At 35.2% G+C, this 20,873-nt stretch carries 19 protein-coding genes; 7 read left to right on the forward strand and 12 right to left on the reverse strand.

Annotated elements, in window-relative coordinates; all coding sequences use genetic code 11:
• Positions 1-49: 49 nt before the first annotated feature.
• The 5 genes from ICJ84_RS06755 to ICJ84_RS06775 form a co-directional block, all read right to left on the reverse strand.
• A complete protein-coding gene (locus ICJ84_RS06755) occupies positions 50-880 on the reverse strand; it encodes a CvfB family protein (RefSeq protein ID WP_188215615.1) in 831 nt (276 codons plus the stop codon).
• A 117-nt stretch (positions 881-997) separates the two neighbouring features.
• Positions 998-1,336, reverse strand: a complete 339-nt coding sequence (locus ICJ84_RS06760) for a DUF2853 family protein (protein WP_188215616.1) — start codon at positions 1,334-1,336, stop codon at positions 998-1,000.
• A 141-nt stretch (positions 1,337-1,477) separates the two neighbouring features.
• Complete coding sequence (gene menD, locus ICJ84_RS06765; protein ID WP_188215617.1) at positions 1,478-3,238, reverse strand: 2-succinyl-5-enolpyruvyl-6-hydroxy-3-cyclohexene-1-carboxylate synthase; 1,761 nt, start codon at positions 3,236-3,238, stop codon at positions 1,478-1,480.
• Positions 3,239-3,288: 50 nt separating this feature from the next.
• Complete coding sequence (locus tag ICJ84_RS06770) at positions 3,289-4,407, reverse strand: chorismate-binding protein (RefSeq protein ID WP_188215618.1); 1,119 nt, start codon at positions 4,405-4,407, stop codon at positions 3,289-3,291.
• A gap of 3 nt (positions 4,408-4,410) precedes the next feature.
• Positions 4,411-4,836, reverse strand: coding sequence for a PaaI family thioesterase (locus tag ICJ84_RS06775; protein ID WP_188215619.1), 426 nt, complete (start codon positions 4,834-4,836; stop codon positions 4,411-4,413).
• Between the two features lie 100 nt (positions 4,837-4,936).
• Here ICJ84_RS06775 and ICJ84_RS17090 point away from each other — a divergent pair, with 100 nt between their 5' ends.
• Complete coding sequence (locus ICJ84_RS17090) at positions 4,937-5,224, forward strand: GNAT family N-acetyltransferase (protein ID WP_317173660.1); 288 nt, start codon at positions 4,937-4,939, stop codon at positions 5,222-5,224.
• Positions 5,225-5,230: 6 nt separating this feature from the next.
• The gene (locus tag ICJ84_RS17095) at positions 5,231-5,494 is read left to right on the forward strand and encodes a GNAT family N-acetyltransferase (RefSeq protein ID WP_317173662.1); all 264 of its coding nucleotides are present in this window, start codon (positions 5,231-5,233) and stop codon (positions 5,492-5,494) included.
• Here ICJ84_RS17095 and ICJ84_RS06785 read toward each other — a convergent pair.
• The 6 genes from ICJ84_RS06785 to ICJ84_RS06810 all read right to left on the reverse strand — a co-directional run bounded on the left by ICJ84_RS06785 (position 5,485) and on the right by ICJ84_RS06810 (position 10,788).
• Positions 5,485-6,093, reverse strand: coding sequence for a Pr6Pr family membrane protein (locus tag ICJ84_RS06785; RefSeq protein WP_188215620.1), 609 nt, complete (start codon positions 6,091-6,093; stop codon positions 5,485-5,487). The two genes, ICJ84_RS17095 and ICJ84_RS06785, sit on opposite strands and share 10 nt — an antisense overlap.
• 19 nt (positions 6,094-6,112) lie before the next feature.
• On the reverse strand, positions 6,113-6,919 hold the full coding sequence (locus ICJ84_RS06790; protein WP_188215621.1) for a COG3650 family protein: 807 nt from the start codon (positions 6,917-6,919) through the stop codon (positions 6,113-6,115).
• Between the two features lie 3 nt (positions 6,920-6,922).
• Positions 6,923-7,345, reverse strand: coding sequence for an META domain-containing protein (locus ICJ84_RS06795; RefSeq protein WP_188215622.1), 423 nt, complete (start codon positions 7,343-7,345; stop codon positions 6,923-6,925).
• Between the two features lie 157 nt (positions 7,346-7,502).
• Complete coding sequence (locus ICJ84_RS06800) at positions 7,503-8,504, reverse strand: aldo/keto reductase (RefSeq protein ID WP_241748716.1); 1,002 nt, start codon at positions 8,502-8,504, stop codon at positions 7,503-7,505.
• A gap of 46 nt (positions 8,505-8,550) precedes the next feature.
• The gene (locus ICJ84_RS06805; RefSeq protein ID WP_188215623.1) at positions 8,551-9,498 is read right to left on the reverse strand and encodes an NAD(P)H-dependent flavin oxidoreductase; all 948 of its coding nucleotides are present in this window, start codon (positions 9,496-9,498) and stop codon (positions 8,551-8,553) included.
• 66 nt (positions 9,499-9,564) lie between these two features.
• Positions 9,565-10,788 carry a class I SAM-dependent rRNA methyltransferase gene (locus tag ICJ84_RS06810; protein WP_188215624.1) on the reverse strand — a complete coding sequence of 408 codons (1,224 nt, stop codon included), beginning with the start codon at positions 10,786-10,788 and terminating at the stop codon, positions 9,565-9,567.
• A 164-nt stretch (positions 10,789-10,952) separates the two neighbouring features.
• Between ICJ84_RS06810 and ICJ84_RS06815 the strand changes: the two genes are divergently transcribed.
• Both ICJ84_RS06815 and ICJ84_RS06820 read left to right on the forward strand, forming a co-directional pair.
• A complete protein-coding gene (locus ICJ84_RS06815; RefSeq protein WP_188215625.1) occupies positions 10,953-11,648 on the forward strand; it encodes a Crp/Fnr family transcriptional regulator in 696 nt (231 codons plus the stop codon).
• A gap of 146 nt (positions 11,649-11,794) precedes the next feature.
• On the forward strand, positions 11,795-12,529 hold the full coding sequence (locus ICJ84_RS06820) for a hypothetical protein (RefSeq protein WP_188215626.1): 735 nt from the start codon (positions 11,795-11,797) through the stop codon (positions 12,527-12,529).
• Positions 12,530-12,598: 69 nt separating this feature from the next.
• On the opposite strand, the gene ICJ84_RS06825 is transcribed toward ICJ84_RS06820, so the two are convergent.
• Positions 12,599-14,632, reverse strand: coding sequence for an adenylate/guanylate cyclase domain-containing protein (locus ICJ84_RS06825; protein ID WP_188215627.1), 2,034 nt, complete (start codon positions 14,630-14,632; stop codon positions 12,599-12,601).
• A 133-nt stretch (positions 14,633-14,765) separates the two neighbouring features.
• Here ICJ84_RS06825 and ICJ84_RS17065 point away from each other — a divergent pair, with 133 nt between their 5' ends.
• The 3 genes from ICJ84_RS17065 (at position 14,766) to ICJ84_RS06840 (ending at position 20,870) form a co-directional block, all read left to right on the forward strand.
• Positions 14,766-16,613, forward strand: coding sequence for a sigma 54-interacting transcriptional regulator (locus ICJ84_RS17065; RefSeq protein ID WP_188215628.1), 1,848 nt, complete (start codon positions 14,766-14,768; stop codon positions 16,611-16,613).
• A 185-nt stretch (positions 16,614-16,798) separates the two neighbouring features.
• Positions 16,799-17,350 (forward strand): OsmC family protein, encoded by a 552-nt coding sequence (locus ICJ84_RS06835; protein ID WP_188215629.1) that lies wholly within the window; start codon positions 16,799-16,801, stop codon positions 17,348-17,350.
• A 70-nt stretch (positions 17,351-17,420) separates the two neighbouring features.
• Complete coding sequence (locus tag ICJ84_RS06840; protein WP_188215630.1) at positions 17,421-20,870, forward strand: 4Fe-4S binding protein; 3,450 nt, start codon at positions 17,421-17,423, stop codon at positions 20,868-20,870.
• Positions 20,871-20,873 lie beyond the last annotated feature (3 nt).

Genomic DNA, 20,873 nt, shown 5'->3' on the forward strand with positions numbered 1-20,873 from the left:
ACCTATTTTCAACTAATTAATCAATGAGTTTATGATATTGGAAAATATTTTAAACTAAATAAATGCCGTCTGGTTTAATCTCAATTTTCTTGTCTTTATATAAAGCACCTACTGCTTTTTTAAAGTTCTTTTTACTCATTTGAAGCAGGTCTTTAATATCTTCAGGATTCGATTTATCGGTTAAGTCTAAATAACCACCATTATCTTCTAACTCCTTTAAAATACGTTCGGCATTCGGCTCAATATTTCTATAGCCAATTTGCCCTAATGCGATATCTAATTTATTACCAGGACGAATCTTCTTAACTATACCCTTTAACTTATCGCCTACACTTAATTCAGTAAAAATTTGATCGTTATAAATTAAACCTGTATGCTTTTTATTTACGATGACATTCATACCAATTTCAGAAGGATGTGATACAATCAAATCGACTTCATCAAACTGTTTAACGGTTAGATCTTTATTACTTAAAAAACGGTTGGTTTTACTTGAAGCTACTAAGCGCTCTGTTTTTTCGTCCATATAACAATGTACCAAATACCACCCTTTCGGCTTCATTTTAAAGGCTTGTTCTTTAAACGGACAAAACAATTCTTTAACCAAGCCCCAGTCTAAAAAAGCTCCAAAATCGTTTACCTGACTGCATCGCAACAATGCGAATTCACCTAATTTAATATAAGGCATATCGGTAGTAGCTACCGCACGTTCTTCGTTGTCTAAATACACAAAAACATCTAGCTTATCCCAAATTTTAAAGGTTTCTGGAACATATCTATTTGGTAGTAAAACCTCGTTATTTTCTTCATCTACTAAATAAACACCATGATCGGTTTCGCGTAGAATTTCTAATGTATTAACTTGCCCTATATTTATCATACTGCAAAGGTAATAATATTAGCACGAGTTTTTTAATTGTTATCACAATAAATACAAGGCATAAAAAAAGCGTTGCTGTACAAAAAAACAACGCTTTTCTATATAATTAAGTGTATTCTAATAAGCGGACTCTTTACCGAAGTGCTTAGTTAACAAATAATAAACTACAGCTCTGTATTTATTGCGGTTAGACTTACCGTATTGCTCCATTACCGCTTCAATACCAGCATCTAAAGCAGGGCCGTCTGCCAAACCTAACTTCTTTATTAAAAAATTATTTTTAACGGTGTCTAATTCTGATTGATCAGAACCTGAAACTGTTGCTGAATCGGCATTGTATATTGAAGGGCCACAACCAATAGTTACTTTAGTTAATAAATCCATATCTGCGTCAACACCACATTTTTCTTTTAAATCGGCAGCATATTTCGCAATAAGCTCATCTCTTTTACTCATAATAATGTCTTTTATAAATTAATAAAATTAGTAGTTTTAAATATACTTAATTTTATGACACTGTAAAAGTGAAATAGTCACATATAACACAGATTTCACATACGTCAATTAACAAAACGCGAGGAAATCTATAAAATACCGTTACTTTAAAAATTCGAAATAGTTTAAAAGAATTTTGTCGTTCACCTGCTTAGGCGTAAAAACTTCCAACAATTTTGGTCTTTCACTTTTTTCGTAAAAGCCTTCTAAAGCATATTCTAAAGAGGTCTCTTCCTTAGCCGTTATATATTCGAAGCCATACATCTCACTTAAGTGTTTAGCTGTTAAATTATGATTGGTTTCAAAATAGGTATCGAAGTTTTCTGTATCCTTATGTCCTGGAAGAATTCTAAAAATACCACCTCCTGTATTATTGACTACAATAATTCTAAAATTAGCAGGGATATAGTTATTCCAAAGTGCGTTACTATCGTAGAAGAAACTTAAATCACCAGTAATAAATGTCGTTTGCTTTTCGTTTGCAACGGCACAGCCAATCGCGGTAGATGTGCTGCCATCTATACCACTGGTGCCTCGATTGCAATACACTTCCAGTGTTTTATTTAAAGTAAACAACTGAGCATAGCGGATAGCCGAACTGTTTCCTATTTGCAATACTGTATGGTTAGGAATGGCTTGAAATAAAAAGTCAAACACCTTAAAATCGCTAAACGGAATCTGTTCTATATACTGCTGATGCTTTTCTAATCGATGCTTTCTCACCTTCATCCAATCTGAATGATAATGACTCTTTACATAATGCGTAAGTTTAGGTAAAAAGGTTTCAAAAAATTGATTTGGCGTGACTTCCAGATGATTACTCAAACAAAAAAAGGTGTCGTTTGCATCTTTTTTTCCTATGTGCCAATGCTCTCTGGGCTGGTATTTCCGTAAAAAGGCTTTAATTTTTTTAGAGACAATGAGTCCGCCAAACGTTACCAGAATATCAGGTTGCAAATCCTTTTCTTCTTCCTCTGTTAACGGTGCAATCATTTGATCGATACTTGGAAAAAAACTATCGTGGTTTAAATTCGACGTCGTTTCTGTAAAAACAATAACGCTATCATCTTCAGCCAACTCATCAAGCCATTTTCTTTCTATTGCATTCGGCTGATTAACCCCTACCAACACCATCTTTTTCGTGGCTGCATTCCAATCTTCCAAACACTCCTGCAAGGTATAGGTTTCAATTGTTTTTTGCTTAACAGAAAACTCCGTAACTTTAGGTGATATGCTTAATTTATCTACCGTTTGGTATAAGGGTTCATCAAATGGAATATTAATATGAACTGGACCTTGTTTTATGATGGAATGATGTATTGCGGTTTGAATTTCCTCTTCGTTATAAGACTGAATATCCTTTTGAAGCCCTAAAAAACGTTCTAATCGATCTTCAATATTTTTAAAAATCGGTAAATCTTCATTTCCCGGAAGGTTGTTTTCATCCTTTAAATCTAACTTCAAATTCGCAGAGTACAGAATATGATTATCAAAAACATTTTTCTGATTAATCGTTTGCCCATCCCCAATACCTATTAAATGCTTTGGTCGGTCTGCAGATAAAACCACTAAAGGAATATCGCTATAAAACGCTTCCGCTACAGCCGGATAATAATTCAGCAAAGCACTCCCCGAAGTACAAACTACTGCTGTAGGAGCTTTAACTTGTTGCGCAATACCTAATGCAAAAAATGCCGCACAACGCTCATCAACAATACTATAACATGTAAAATACGGATTGTTCGAAAAACCAAGTGTTAATGGTGCATTTCTACTGCCCGGAGATATTATAATATGTTGAATGCCTTTAGCCTTACACAGCTCTATAACAGTTTGAGCAAGAGGGATATTTGGGTACATCATAGCTTTTTAATGAATGTGTAAAAGTAATAATAGCGAAGCAAATACCCTAATTAGAGTACATTTTTCATCACCTTCGATTTCGATACGGTTTCCTCCCATTCGCTTTCGGAATGAGAATGTGCTGTTATTCCGCCACCAACATAGATGATTGCTGTATGATTCTTAATTTGCATGCAACGTAAATTCACATACAATTGTGTACTTTTTTTAGGCATGGCATAGGCTCTGTTTTCTATATTTCTCGCCCCAGATCGCGGTTTTGCAACCGTTTCCATATTTAACTCTCCTAAAAAACCGGTGTAAAATTCTCGATTATAGTTTTCATGTTCTAAAATGAAATCTTTTGAAGCCTGCTTGGGCAACCCGCATACCGCTGGTGTGGGATGTATTATGGAAATAACCTCTTTCAAAGATGAATTAGCTACCAATCGTGCGGATATTAAAGTGCGTAAATGCACCAGGTTTCCAGCCTTTACCGTTTCGGTTTCTGAAACTCTTAAGTAATCGACCGAAGGTTTAATACTATCTATTATAAAATCGGTTACAAACTGCTGTTCTTCTTTTTCCTTTTCTTGCCAGGTTACATCAAGTGTTCCATTGTATTCCTGCGTTCCTGCTAAAGACATGATAGAAAACTGCGGACCTTCAATTTTTATTAAAGTTTCCGGAGTTGCACCTAACCATAATCCGACTTTAGGATGATACAAGCAATACACAAAAGCTAACGAATAATGATTCAGAAGGTTTTTAAAAATCTCGATCGGATTGCTCCCTTTGACTTCAACTTCTTCCTGTCTCGACAATACCACTTTTTGAAATTCCGACGCTTGAATGGCTTTAACACCTTTATTAACCAGATTTATATGAAACGCTTTTTGTTCATTATTTACAACCGATAAGGGTTTTCCATGTAACTGAACAGGAATCACTTCGTAATCTGAACATACAATTCTTGAAGCTTGTTCTGAAGGTAACAAAACAGCATCCTGAGCATCATCAAAAGGCGCAAAAACAAAGCCCTTTTCGGTAAATTCTTTAGTAATATGTAAGCAGTCATCCTCTTGTAAAAGTGCAGAAATAGACGATTCACCCGGTTTCCTGTAAACTACAAAAGGTAACGTATTCTTGTATTGGGTTTCAATACAGGTAAAAAAATCAAATAAGGTCATTAACTATCGTTGTTTTGGTAACGAAATGGTAGACAATTTACAAACCGAAATCAGGTTATTCGCTTCATCGGTTACCTTGATATCTAAAAGCTGTGTGGTTCTTCCTTTATGAACAAATGTTGCTTTTGCATAAACAAAGCCTTCTCGAATACTCTTAACATGATTTGCCGAAATTTCTATACCTCGAACAAAAAACTGTTCGGTATCTATAAAAATATGCGATGCAAAACTCCCTACGCTTTCAGCTAAAGCTGCTGTTGCTCCACCATGCAACACGCCATCTGGCTGATGTACTCTGGAGTTTACTGGCATACGTGCTACTAAAAAATCATCGCCATAATCAATCACTTCGATTTCCAGAGTTTCCATTAAAGTATTTTTACACATGGCATTGGCTTGAGCCAGCACTTTTTCTTTAGATAATGGCATTTATATTGTATTTTTATTAGCGCAGGTAAAAATACAAAATGCCTAAGGAAAGCTATTAAAAATTAACCTTTAATTAAAAAATTCAAGGCTAAGAAGAATTATGAAAGCACCTACTTTGGAAAACCACCGGGTAAAGCTTAGTTTACTCGATTTAAGTAATTACAAACACCTTATTGAAATTGCGCAGCAACCTAACCTTGTTAAATATTCTCCTAGTAAAATTGACACCCCTGAAGATTTAAAAGACTATGTAAAAACAGCTGTAGATGCCTATTACCATAAAACCGCATTACCATTTATTATTTTCGACAAACAAGACAACTCTTATGCAGGAAGTACCCGTTTCGGACTAATAAACTGGCAAAATAAACTGTTACACATTGGCTGAACGTGGATTGGAAATGAATTTCAAGGAAGCGGACTCAATACACATATGAAATTTTTAATGCTGGAATATGCTTTTGAAACTTTGAATTTTGATAAGGTCTGTTTTACAATTGATGAACGCAACATAAAATCCAGAAAAGCTGTAGAAAAATTAGGAGCGACATTAGCAGGTATTTTACGAAAAGATGTTTTAATGCTCGACGGGTTTAAACGCAGTTCTTACTATTACGGTATTTTAAAAGAAGAATGGCCTGAAATAAATCAGCTATAATGGCCCAACTTTAAACGCTGCCCTAAACCAATAAACATAGAGAACAACATTAAAAACAGCAAACACATTAAAAAACTGTTAATTAAGGTTTGTTGCCAACCAATTTCCAAAACATTGATGAATGGATACGGGTAAAATCCTGAAAAAGTTCCTCGTATTAAAATATAAACTAAATACACCAAAGGATAAATTAACCACTTAGGAATTAATAGCCACATTACATGCTTGGCGCCATCATACAATAACCAATACAATACAGTTAAAACAGGTATGATACTATGCAATAACTCATCAATAACAATCTGGAAGCCTTCTGGAGACCAAACCGGTCGTAATAACACCTGATATACGACACAAACTACAGTTATATACACAGCAATCGGCGTTAACCACGTGTGATAATCTACTTTTTCTACTTTTAAGGTCTTCGCTGTAAAAAAAAGTGCAACCATAGTGTTTGTTAAAATAGTAAAATAACTAAAAAACCGAACAATAGTTTCAGCTGAAGACATTGTCTTGTTCATCAGCATCAAAACAAATTGCATGATTACTGCAAACCAGGCTAATATAGCAATACTGCAAGCCAACCGTGTTTTCATAATAGATTAAAAATAAATGTTATTTACAATCTGTTTTTACCATTGGGGTTTTAGAAGTAAATTCAATACTATCTCTAAATTTAAAAGCTGTTCCTGTTTCATCTAAAGCACCAAAACCTTCAATTAAAGTGTCTTGCTTGACTAAAAAAGCAACCTCACGAACACTTTCTATGCCTTCAGAAATAAATGAAAAAGTTCCCAATAGTTTATCGCGATATAACCGTCCTCTAAAGTTTCCTATGTTTTCATCTTTTTCATGGTAACTATACTTTAAACGCCCATAAACCTCATGACTCACATCGGTTACCTGAAACAACAAAGCATTACCATTATTGTTATAAGCATAGCAACCTGTTTCTAAATGTGTCGTGTAGTAACCACAGCCCTCAAGTTTATGCATATTTTCTTCTCCTGTGTACTTATAATCTATTGTTACCGAATAAGGAAATACCTCTCCAGACATGGCATTTGTACAGTTATTTTTAGAAATCTGAACTGTTAAAACCACGGCTTCTGTGACTACCCGATAACGCTTTAGATTAGCATCCATGGCACGAACCGGCTCCACATGAGGCGTAATGATGGTATCGCTCATCGTTTTTAATTCTATTTTGTTGTCTGCGATATCCATTCCCCAAAATGGTTCGGTTCCTGAGGCTTTAAAATATGTTCCTAGCAATACTTCTGAAGACGGTATTTCTGCAGTCTCTATATCCAAATTTTCACCAGATTCAGCTTCTACAACTTCTGAAGTTTTAGCATTCTGATTTTTACAAGCAATAAAAAATACACTAATCAACGCTATGGAAAATATTAGCCCACGCATAACTTATGGTGTTACTTTTTTAAAACGCATCATAGAAAGATTACCCATCATTAAGTTCAATTTTCCATCGGCATCGAAACTATAGGCATCAATTTTTTTCATCGTTTTTAAAAATACAGCTTCACCTCCACCCTCACAAAACATTAAAGTGGTTGGCCCTGGTTCTCCAAACGACATTTTAAGACCTTCTAAAGTATACCCTGCCGAATACCCGTTACAACCATTGTTCCCAAAAACCTTTCCTTCATCTTTGTTAAATGTTATGTGCGGTTTTTTATTTGGATAAAGGGCTTCAAAAGCTATTCGAGGTCCGGTAACGTATTCCAATTCCCATTGGGTGTTGAACAAAGCCTCAGACGTTGACTGTGTGGTTTTGCAAGAAAACATGAATAAAAGACAAGCAAAACAAAGTGAAAGGTGTTTCATGAGAAGTTATTTTAAGTACGTTCCTTACGAAGTTAATATATTAAAATCTGAAAATCAAACGCTTTAACGTATCTCGGAGCCTTTTTACAAAAAAATACGGTGCATCCGAAAAGCTATTCAAATGCACCGAAATTTTTAAAATATAACTTCTGAAATTTTAATACCCACCACGAATATGTTCATGTACTTTTTCCTTATACAATTGCGTTAAGGCCTGATGCACTTCTGGAGGTAATGCTTTAATATCTGAAACCGCTGCATTACCAAAAACCTGCTGTTTAGAACTTGCCCCAGGTATAATGGTACTAACAGCCTCGTGATCTAAAATCCAACGTAAGGCTAATTGCACCATAGTTAAATCATCTGGTAGGATATTGTTTTTAATAGCGTCAATAAACTCCAGTCCTTTCTCAAAAGGCAAGCCAGCAAAGGTTTCACCAACGTTAAATGCTTGTCCGTCACGGTTAAAATTTCTGTGATCATCTTCAGCAAAATTGGTAGTTGTACTAAATTTACCCGTAAGCAAACCACTTGCCAAAGGTAATCGAACAATAATGCCAACACCTTTATCCTGAGCTTGTGGTAATAATTCGTTCACTAATTTCTGACGGAAAATATTGAAAATCACCTGAAGCGATAACAAACCATCCTGCTCTAAACAGATTAAGCCTTCTTCAACCGTTTCTACGCTGGCACCAAAATGTTTAATTAATCCTTCCTGCTGTAAATCTCGCAACCAGCCAAAAACTTCTCCATCTTTCAAATACTGAGTTGGTATACAGTGTAATTGTAAAAGATCTAAACTATCAACACCTAATCGATCTAACGAACCTTCTACCGTTTGACGTAAAATATCTTTGGTATATTTGTCAGGATAAGCATTCCCGGCACGTCCAAATTTAGTAGCAACTCGAACAGGAGTTTCACAAGTTTTTAAAAACTCCCCAATTAAAGCTTCGCTCTTTCCGTTACCGTATACATCCGCAGTATCGAAAAAGGTAATACCATTGTTTACTGCTTCTTCTAAAATTTCAAATGCCTTTTCTTTTGACAAATCTTGTCCCCAATCGGCTCCCAATTGCCAACATCCCAGTCCGACTTCACTAACCTGAAAACCGTTTCGTCCTAAATTTCTATGTTTCATTTTATTTTCTTTCATCGTTTAAACAAACATAGTTAAAATAATTCATTAGGAAATAAGAAGGCTACTCGATTAATCGCTTGACAATTGAAGAAACTGGCAAAATTTCGGTGGTATGTTTTATACTTGGGCCTGCAACCCAAACTGTTTTATACGTGGCTTTGGTAGCTGCATTTTTAGTAGCATTCATTCCTATGGAAAAACGAATCATTTTCACCCACTTTTTCAGTCTTTTATGTCGATTTAAAACCGATTCTAACCAGGTCGTCTTCGTTCCTATTTTTTTAACATAAGGCGTATTAATTACCGTACATGGTGTTCCGGAAATACGTTCAGTCATGACAATATCATCGGCACCATAATCTACACATGCCTGTTTATATTCATAAGTGACATTAGCTTCTACTGAAGCAATAAACGGGCTTCCAACCGACACGCCTGCTGCACCATAATTCAGTATCTTATCCACATCAGCTTTACATCCTACCCCTCCAGCTGAAATCACAGGGATTTTACATTGGGCTGTTAACAAATTTATAAGTTCTTCAGGTGATAAATCGCCACGATGTCCTCCCGCTTCATTATTAACAGCAATAACAGCATCGGCACCCAAAGCTTCTACTTTTTTTGCATATTTTAAATCTACCACATCACAGAACACTTTTATTCCTGCTTTGTGCGCTTCGTTAATGGTTTCTTCTGGGCTGCCCAAAGAGGTAATAATAAAATCACATCCCTCTTCACAAAGAATTCGTAATTGTTCTTTAAATTTGATATTCGATTTATTAACGATTAAATTAAAACCGAAAGAACCTCCTTTTGGTTTGGCTGCTTTCAACTCCTGAATAGCTAATTTTAATTCCTCCAGTGTTCTATAATTTAATGCTGGAATACACCCTGCTATACCTTCAGCCATGGCAGCCTTAACCATTGCTGTATTGGACACCAGAAACATAGGTGCCTGAATAATGGGGTGTTTTATATCGAGAAGTTCGGTAAGTTTAGTTGACATCTTAAAACGAATTTCAACAAATATACCAAATATTATGCATGCATAACACTTAAAAGATTCTGAATATTAAAATTGATAATACCCACATTTTAGATAAGCACCTTCTTCAAAAGCAACGGGATGATCGATATCGTGATAGGTTTTTAGCTTTATAGTATACGAACGCTTTACCGAACTTAATACCTGTTGATTGATATCAAAAAAGGCTTGGGCAGTAACTCGTGATGAACAAGATGCCAATACCAATAATCCTTTTTTAGCCGTTAGTTTCTCACCTAATTCTGCTAACTGCGCATATTTTTTCTTTGCTAATTCAATTTCTGATGCTTGTTTAGCAAAACTAGGAGGATCGATAACTACCACATCAAAAGTGACTTTATTATCAATAAGTCTCTGTAACTCTTCAAAAGCATCACCGGCAATGATGTTGTGTTCTCCTGAATAGTCGTTTAATTTCCCGTTTTCAACTGCAATTTCCAAAGCCTGTTTACTAATATCCAAACTCGTCACAGACTTCGCGCCATTATACAAAGCATGCACCGAAAATCCACCAGCATAACTAAAAACATCCAGTACGGTTTTGCCCTTACTCCACTCACCTACCTGCTTTCTATTGGCACGATGATCTAAAAAATAACCGGTTTTGTGACCTTTAATAACGTTTGCTGAAAACTTAACGTGGTGCTCCACAAACTCCACAACTTCATTTTCCAGTGTTCCAAAAACCACTTCGCCATTCATCAGATTATGCATATTGGACTGTTCCAAACTACGACTTAATCGTACCACTACAGTTTTAGCTTCTGACACTTGCTGTAAACTCGGCACAATACTCTCGAGATAAGGCAACCAGATTTCAGAATAGATTTTAACGACTAAAACAGTATCATAAACATCGGCAATTAAACCGGGGAAACCATCGTTTTCACCAAATAGCAAACGGTAGCTATTAGTATTGGTTTGAAGTAACTTATAACGCTTAGCGAAAGCTCCTTCAATTTTATTATGAAAAAATGCTTGGTTAATTTCTTCTTTTTCAAAACCATGATGCAACATCTTGATTCTTATAGGCGAATTAGCATCATACAATCCCAAACCAATCACCTTATTTTTATTCTTCCCAAAAATAATAGCCAAATCTCCTGACTTGGCATTATCCTTTATCTTAATAATATTATTAGAAAACACCCACGGATGCCCTTTCATAACAAACTGTTCGCCTTTAGCATTTAATTTCACTGCCAATCTATTGGGTTCGTATGTTGATTTTAGTTTTTCTGAAAAGTCCATGAATACATCAAGTTTTAGACCCCAAAAGTATCTTATTTAAAACGCTTATTAAAACAATTCTAATCAAAAAAATAGGGTTAATAAATTAAAAATGCTTAAATTTATACATCCTGAGGCCTTAGCTCCTCCTTAATAATCTTTATTAGCATTAATTGTTTCCTAGCATGGCCAAAGAAAATAAAGATTACATCATCCCTATTTTGAAAGAAAATCCTTTATTTAAAGAGATTTCAGAGGAAGAGATACATACTTTTCTTAAAATTTCATCTGTAAAAAAATGGCCCAAGAATACCTGTTTATTTGATGGGGACAGTACGCTTTATAATTTTTATATCATCATAGCCGGAAAACTAAAACTCTATTACTATAACAAATCTAAAGACCGAAAAATTACGCTTTTTTTATTAGTTAAACACGATGTTTTTGACGTTTCCCGATTATTAAACTTTTCGCGACATAAAGTGTATTACGAAACGTTAAGCAATGCCGATATTTTGACTACCAATTCGCTTTTATTAGAACGTTGGATGCTAGACAATCCTAAATTTTACAAATCTTTACTTCATTATACACTTGCAAAACTCAAAGATCTAGAAGAATATGCAACCAGTGCCTCAATAGATGATACCTCTACCAAACTTGCTAGGCTATTAATTAATAACATGAATACATCTTCTAAACAAATAGAAAAAATTAACGATTTACCGCATAAAGAGTTAGCACAGCTTATAGGCACTACTCGAGCTGTATTAAATCGGCAAATACAGATTTTTAAAAAAGAAGGCATTATTGATATTAAGAACAAAAACATAGAAATTAAGAACATGTCTTTGTTATTAGACAAGCTCAATAACTCCTAATTTTCAAAATGTTAAAACTTTATTAAAACTTACAAAAGTGCTACTCAGGTAGCATAAGCCGCTCTATAAACCGGTTAATTTTATAAAACAAAATTTTTCTCCCTGAATAATAGTAATAGCAAACTGTTTAATTAAAATCTATTATCATGAAAAATTTTTTATTGGCTATAATACTATTAGGATTTGTCAACCTAAGTTATTCACAAATTGAGGACGAGCGTCATCCTCTTTATTTGACTATTGACGGTGAATTATATCTCAAAACTTCCCCTGAAACAATGGAAAAAGAAATAAACGTTCATAAAATATTACGAGAAAGAGAACCTAATTTTTCTCGATCTAACAAGAATGCAAGTTTTGAAGAAAATCTTAGAGTTATCTTAAGTGACAATTTCATGATTAATGATAATTACATTTTTGAATCTGTAAAAGAAAAAGCATCTTCTCCTAAAACCACAAAAAATCATTTAAATGATGCTTATCATGATGCTGTTTCGTTATCGTCAGATTGTGACCGTATTAGTTCTTTAGAGACCCTTGTTGCTAATTATGATGTTACAAAACAAAGTTTTTATGACGAAAAATTAACAACTTATAAAATTGATTTTAAAGAAGGCGATAAAAAAGACGGGGTGATTACAGCTGTTTTTGACACTGATGGTAATTTAGTTAAATCTTTAGAACGCTTTAAAAATATTAGACTTCCTCGTGTAGTTTTAGATGCTATTAACGATGTATATCCCGGAGCTATTATCAAAACAAATACTTATGTTGTTTCATACAATGAAAATTCAGGAACAAACAAAATTTATAAAGTAAAAATTGATGCTAACGGAAATACAAAATCTTTGAAAGTCGATAGTAATGGTAAGTTTATTTAATTTCATTTTTAAATTAGTCAAGTAAAAGCACAATCGAAATTTTAGGTTGTGCTTTTATTCTTTTGAGGTTTAATTAATCTTATTCAATAAAGCCTGAAATCGAGGTTCATTCATTAAAGGTTTAAACTTAACATCCTGCTTCAAACCCCAAAAGAACAAACCTTGACCTCCCACTTCAAAATCTTTTTCTAACCAATCTAAGGTATTCTTTATATCACCTAAACCCATGTAAATAGTGGCAATCATAAATGGAGGCACATAGACCATTTTTTTCTTATTAAGCTGAAATTCAAGTATTTCTCGAGCCTTTTCTTGTTCTCCAATCATGCCATAACAATACCCAAGCATCCAGTTGGTATTGGAGGCAACACTTCGGGAAGTAAAAAGCTCTATAGCTTCCTCATATTTTCCTAAACCAGATAAATTGGAGGCTTTCATCCAGACTAACATATTGTTGCCCGGAAATGACTTTAAATATTCATCCATTTTATCTACTCCCTTTTGAAATTCCCCCAAGTAATAATATGCCTGTGCCATATCTCCAATATACTTTGTAGATAAAGGATCAAGTTTTATCACTTTATTAAAATGCTCTTCCATAAGCTTTACATTACCCTCGAAAGTATAAATCCATGCCAGTTTATCATAAGCTATAACATAACTCGGGTTAATTTCGATGGCCTTTTTCAGATAAAGCATTGCTGTTTCCTTTTGATATTTGTAATAGCTTATAGAACCTAAAGCTCCAAAAGTGGCGCCGTCATTCGAATTAATTGCTAAGGCTTTTAATGCTGGTATTGAAGCCTGAGCCAACATTTCTTTCGGCGCTTCTCTTCCCCAGAAAATATATTCCAAATAGGTTTCCGCAAGCCCTACATAAGCTCTGCAAAAATTAGGATCTAATTCCGTTGCACGTTTAAATAATAGCTCAGCCTTTTTAAGTTCTTCAACTTTACCTCCTCCTCTATGTAAAAAGGCCTGACCTTCTTTAAAAACACTATAAGCCTCAGGATTGTTAGTTGGCAAATTGTTCAACCGAGATTCTTCAGTTTCGCTCAAACGAATCTTAAGGGCATTTGCTATGTCCTTTGATACATCGGTTTGAAGTTTAAAAATCTGCACCAAAGTATTATCATAATTGTTAGCCCATAAATTCTTATTGCTGGCTGCATCAACTAGATTTGCATTAATCCGCACCTGATTATCATTAACACGCACACTACCTTCTAAAATATAGTTTACATTTAGCTCCTTAGCTATTTGTCTTATGGACTTATTTGTGCCTTTATAATGCATGGCCGACGCTCTTGAAATCACCTGAAGATGCTGAATTTTTGACAAATGGGTTATAATATCTTCGGTCACCCCATCAGTGAATGTTTCAGAGCTTTCATCCTGATTCAGGCTATTAAATGGTAAGACAGCTATAGTTAAATCATTTAATTCATGACTACCTATATTTGCTGGCCTTGTTAGTAATAACGTTGCGATAAACGCCAAAAGTATAACTAACAAAACGGCGGCTTTCCGTTTAAAACTTTTAAACGATTTTCCTATACGTTCTTCGGTTTTTCCATGAATTTCTGATAAATGCGGTACAACAACACCTTCATTCGCAACTGCAAATACAGGCATGGTTTGATTTACATTTTTAAATTCAAAAACATCTAAATATTTCGTTTCAAACTCTGTTTGATTTCTTAAATCATCATTAATCTTATCTGAAATTAAAATACTTCCGGGAACGGCTAATGATTCTATCCTTGAAGCAATATTTACGGCATCTCCAATCACATCGGTTTCGGTTCTAATAATATCGCCTAAATGCAAGCCTATTCGTACCGGAATAACAGGGTCCTGCTGAAAACAGTGTTGCATTTTTATCGCGCAGTTGACTGCAGAAATAGAACTTTTAAAAACGCTTAAAGTGCCATCACCATAATACTGAATTAATTCTCCACCACATTCTGTTGTAGACCTATTAAAAATGTCTCGATGCTTTTGACGAATAAGCACAGCTTGCTTTTCATCCTTTTGCATTAAGGCTGTATACCCTTCAATATCGGTAAACATTATAGCAACAAGCTGTCTGGTTTGTGACATGTTATATCATTGAAAAAAGTTTCTTTTACTAATTTAAAACATTATCACCAAAAACAATGCATTTCACTTAATTACTTAATTTACAAGATCCTAAACGATATTTATTTATATTTATGGAAGTAATCACACCGATATGCCTGACATTTTTAATCATAATGTTTCTGAATTTCTCACAGGTGTTCCCTTTTTTACCGAAGTCTCCAGACCTTCGTTAGATAAACTTTGTAAAACCTCAAAAACCGAGACCTTCGGGAAAAACGAAAGCATTTTAAAAAAAGGAGACGTTGGCGATTCCATGTATGTTATTCTTGAAGGCCATGTTAAGGTACATGAAGGCAGCCATATTTATTGTTTTCTTAAAGCAGGTGAATGTTTTGGAGAATATGCCTTAATAGATGACCAAAGGCGATCGGCATCGGTGACGACGGTTGAAAAAACAAATGTCTTAATTATAGATCGTAAAAATTTTGTCAACTTAATCAAAACAGATACAGGTTTCGCCAATGGTATTTTATCTGTTTTAATAAAACGACATCGTGAACTGGACATTATTCAGGAGCGACTGGCAAGTTCTAAAAAGGATATTGAAATTGCACATTCTAAAATGAGCGGACTCATCAATGGCGCAATGGATGCCATTATTATGTTTAATCAGAATTTCAAAATCATTTTAACCAATCCCTCTGCAAACAAAATATTGGAAAATGATGACGTTTTACAACGCAACGTCCTGTTCTTTTTTGATGATGATAGCGCCGATTTTATTGAAACCCTAGTCAATAATGAAATACATACTAATACCATAAACCAGTATCTTCCCCAAATTATTAAAGTCATTGGTTCTAAAAATACAGAAACCTTAAACGAAGGTACTATTAGTAAATATGGTGTAGAGAATGACTCGTACTACACGTTAATTTTAAGAAATACCGAAGACCGTATACAGGCTGAAAATAAAATCAATCAACTTACCAATCAAACACAATACCTTGAAGAAGAAATAGAAGAACTTACCAGTGGCTATGGCATCATTGCCGAAGACCAAAGCATGAAAACAGCTTTAGGACTCATTCATCAGGTCGCAAAAACCAATGCTACGGTGCTTATTCAAGGGGAAACCGGAACAGGAAAAGAACTCGTTGCCAGAGCTATACACAAAGCAAGTGACCGCAGCGACAAACCGCTTATCAAAATCAACTGTGGAGCTATTCCGGTCAATCTCATAGAAAGTGAATTGTTTGGTCATGAAAAAGGGGCCTTTACCGGAGCCACATCTAGTAGAAAAGGCCGATTCTTATTAGCCGATAAGGGTACTATTTTTTTAGATGAAATTGGTGAAATGCCTCTGGAACTTCAACCGAAACTTTTACGCATCATTCAGGAAGGTGAATTCGATCCGGTAGGAAGCTCTGAAACCATTAAGGTTGATGTTCGTATTATTGCAGCTACACACCGAAATCTGAAAACTTTTGCCAAGGAAGGTAAATTTAGAGAAGATTTATATTACCGTCTTAATGTCTTTCCTATAGAAGTCCCTGCGCTTAGAGATCGTGGTGAAGATGTCTGTTTAATTGCTCAGGAAATGATTAAACAGTTTTCTAAAAAAATGGGCAAACCTGCAATAGCCTTATCTGAAACCGACAAAAGTCTATTGCAAAACTATAACTGGCCGGGAAATGTTCGTGAGCTTCAAAATTTAATTGAACGTGCCGTTATTGTATCAAAAGGCCATCTAAACCTACATAATGTTGTTCCAAACCAACTTCATGACGAAAGCATAATAAACAAACCAACGACAATACAGGATAAAATCTATACAGCCGAAGAATTATCTGCATTAGAAAAAAACAATATTCTTAAAGCACTCAAACAAACTAAATGGAAGATATCTGGCGCTAACGGCGCTGCTGCGCTTTTAAAAATTCCACCAACTACTCTGGCTTCAAAAATGAAAGCCTTTGGCATAGAACGCCCTATCTAAATTCACGAAATATCGTAAATACACTAACGAAATATCGTAAATATACGATTTTCAGTGAGTTAACTTCATGTCTTTAAAATATATAAAACACTGATTTACAGCAATATAAAAAGTCTGGCACGGCAAATGCATTTACTATGACAACGAATCAATTAATCAAATTAATCAATTAAATTTTAGAAAACATGATTACAACAGCAAATGTAAAAAACGGAGTAAACGTAGATCAATTAGTAGAAACTATTGGTGCAGTTCAACAAAATCCTGAATTAGCTAAATTCGAATTCAAAGCCAAAACCAACTGGATTGACGGCGGACATTGTGTAACCAGCATCAAAGAATATTATGGAGTAGGACAAGACATGACTCGCGACGAATCCTTTAACATGGAATGCGATCACCCAAATGTGTTATTAGGTAACGATACCGCTGCGACCCCACCAGAAGTTGTGTTACATGCTTTAGGTTCCTGTTTAACCGGAGCAATGGTTTACCATGCAGCAGCTCACGGCATTACCATTGAAGGTGCTGAATCTTCTTTAAAAGGTGGTGTGGATTTACACGGATTTCTGGGCTTAGATCCTGAAGTTAGAAAAGGTTTCGACGGTATCACTTTTACCTTAAAAGTAAAATCTGATGCTACAGCCGAACAGCTTGAAAACTTAGCGAAATTCTCTCCGGTATTCGACATGCTTACCAATCCAACGCCTGTTAAAATAGAAATTATAAAACAATAGGCCAACCAAAAAATGGCTACCAAAAACCAACTGGTGGCCATTTTTTTATCACTTAATTTTTAACCACAACATGAAAACTTTAAAATACAGCATCCTAAATGCCAACCAGGCCGTTGCAAATATCGCTTTCAAAACGAATGAAGTGATGCCTATCTATCCGATTACGCCTGCTTCGGAAATGAGTGAACTGGTGGAACAATGGGCTGCTGAACATAAAAGAAACTTTCAGGGCACAACTCCTAGTATTTATCAAATGCAAAGTGAGGCCGGTGTTGCCGGTGCCATGCATGGCGCTTTAATTACAGGGGCTTTATCATCAACATTTACAGCATCACAAGGGTTACTGCTTATGCTACCCAACTTATACAAAATAGCAGGAGAACTTACACCTAATGTTATTCATGTAGCGACCCGAAGTGTTGCGACACATGCCCTTTCTGTATTTGGTGATCACAGTGATGTGATGGCTGTTAGACAGTCTGGATACGCCATGTTAGCCAGTGCTTCTGTTCAGGAAGCTCAGGATTTTGCTCTTATAGCTCAAGTGGCTAGCTTGAAAAGCCGCATTCCTTTCATCCATTTTTTTGATGGATTCAGAACCTCTCACGAAATTTCAAAAATTGAAACCATTTCAGACGAAACTATTGAACAATTAATGCCTTTAAAAACAATTCAAAATCATCGTGAGCTTGCTTTAAATCCGAATAAACCAACCATTAAAGGCACTTCTCAAGGTGCTGATGTGTTTTTTCAAAGTCGAGAAGCCACCAACCCATTTTACAACGCCTGTCCTGAGCATGTTCAAAATGTCATGAATACTTTTGAAACCTTAACTGGAAGATCTTACCATCTATTCGATTATGTGGGACATCCAGAGGCCGAATTCATAATCATATCTATGGCTTCTTCTGTTGAAACCATTGAAAAAACAATTCTGCATTTAAACCAAAAAGGTGAAAAATTAGGATTAATTAAAGTACGCTTATATCGTCCGTTTAGCACCAAACACCTTATTAAAGTCTTACCAAAAACTTGCAAATCTGTAGCCGTTTTAGACCGAACCAAAGAACCCGGTTCTACCGGCGAACCCTTATATTTAGATGTATTACAAACACTAACTGAAGCTTATCAAACTAAAACAATCCCGCATTTACCTCAAATAGTTGGTGGTCGTTATGGCCTATCTTCAAAAGCATTTACGCCTACTATGGTGAAAACTATCTTTGAAAACATAAAACAACATCAACCTAAAAACCATTTTACAATAGGTATTGACGATGACATCACTTATTTAAATCTGGATTTAAAAGAACCGCTTTCGATTAATAAAGAATATCAAGCTGTATTTTATGAAACCAAACACAACACATTAGCTAAAAACTTTAAACAATTACTCGAAAGTTTAGCTGACAAAAAAGATGCTTTTATTCAAGGTTACATAGAATGTGACTACAAAAAATCAAATTCCCGAAGTGTTTCGCATTTACGTATAGACAATCACTTTATTAAAGCACCATACCTTATTGACAACGCGAATTTCATTGCTGCTGATGACATCCATTTTATCGAAAATGATAACGCTTTAGAAACCATAAAACCAGGAGGCACCGTTTTAGTAAACTCAGAACTTACAAACAATAATTTCTGGAATGCATTATCAAAAGCATCTCAAACTAAAATTATTGAAAAACGTATTGCATTACACATTTTCAATATTGAAACCATTAAACATTTAACCATCATTAATGTTCTTGATATTTCTGCTTTGCAGGCTTGTTTTTTAGCACTTACAAAGCAATGTTTAGACACTGATACGATTCAGATTATAAGACAACATATTTATAAAATTGACACCAATACCATAACATCAAATGATGAAATAAATCTATCTTTTACTGGAAGCTTACTAAACAAACTAATGTCTAATCAAGGGAATACAATTCCTGTGAGCATGCTTCCCGTTGATGGCACCTACCCAACAAACACCTCTCAATTCAATACCATTGAACCTTCTTCTTTTATCCCTGATTGGAATACAGAATTATGCACCCAATGTGGAGCTTGCAGTATGGCTTGTCCGCAAGGCGCACTGCGCATTAAAGTTTTTGATGAGGGCTTTCTAAATAAAGCTCCCAAACAGTTTAAAGCTGTCAAAACAACAGATCCTGAGTGGAATATCGACCTTTTGAATTATACCATACAAATCAACCCAAACCAATGTAACGGTTGCAACAACTGTGTTGATGCCTGTAGTTCAAAAGCTTTAACACTAACAGCCAAACAACAGAAAACAAATAAAACCCATTGGGATTATTTCAGAACGATTCCTGAATTCAATCGAACTAAAATTGACGCAAAAAAGGTAAGCCAACAACAACTACAGGAGCCTTTATTTAAATACGCCATGGGTGTTAAAGGTTGTGGTGAAGCTCCTTATTTAAAACTATTATCTCAACTCTATGGAGATCGATTATTAATAGCTAATGCTACAGGAGCAAGCTCTATTTTTGGAGGCGCACTACCAACAACACCCTGGAGTACAAATGAAAACGGGCAAGGGCCAGCATGGGCTAACTCTTTGTTTGAAGACAATGCCGAATTTGGTTTAGGTTATAAATTATCTATCGACCAACAGAAACAGCAAGCCCGACAACTTTTAAAACAACTGTCTCCTGAATTGCCTTTAAAATTGGTTTACGACATTTTAAACGCTAAACAAGACAATGAAAAGGAGATACAAGAACAACAATCACGCATAGAAATGCTTAAATTACTTATAAAGCACTCTGAAACTCCCAAACATCAAGCACTTTATACATTAGCAGACACATTGGTAAAAAAAAGCATCTGGATTGTTGGTGGTGATGGCTGGGCTTACGATATTGGTTATGGAGGTATCGATCATGTGCTGGCTTCTGGTAAGAATGTAAACATTTTGGTTTTGGATAACGAAGTGTATGACAATACTGGCGGACAAGCCTCAAAAGCAACACCGTTTGGAGCTGAAGCTAAATTCACTTTTAACGGCAATAAAAAACAGAAAAAAGACTTAGGTCGTATGGCTATGAACTACAACCATGTTTATGTTGCCTCCATTGCTATAGGTGCCAGTCAGGAACAGACACTGAGAGCCTTTAATGAAGCTGAAAGTTTCGATGGACCATCCATAATCATAGCCTATTGCCATAGTGAATCGCACGGTATCGACATGAGCAGACCAAGTCAATATCATAAGGCAGCAGTGCAATCCGGGCAATGGTTATTGTACAGACATGACCCCAGACGTATCAAATCCGGTCTAAACCCATTTCAATTGGACTCTAATGCTCCAAGCGTACATATAGAAGATTATTTAAAACAGGAACAACGGTTTTCTAAACTATTTCAAAACCATAGTAATACTCTAGAAAATCTAATTGAAGATTACCAAAATCATATCAACCAAAAATTTAAAACATATTTAAACATGGCATACTCTAATAATTTGACAAACAACAAAGTAACTTATATTAACAACTAACCT

This window comes from Aestuariibaculum suncheonense (assembly GCF_014596935.1).
GTDB classification, from domain to species: Bacteria; Bacteroidota; Bacteroidia; order Flavobacteriales; family Flavobacteriaceae; genus Aestuariibaculum; species Aestuariibaculum suncheonense.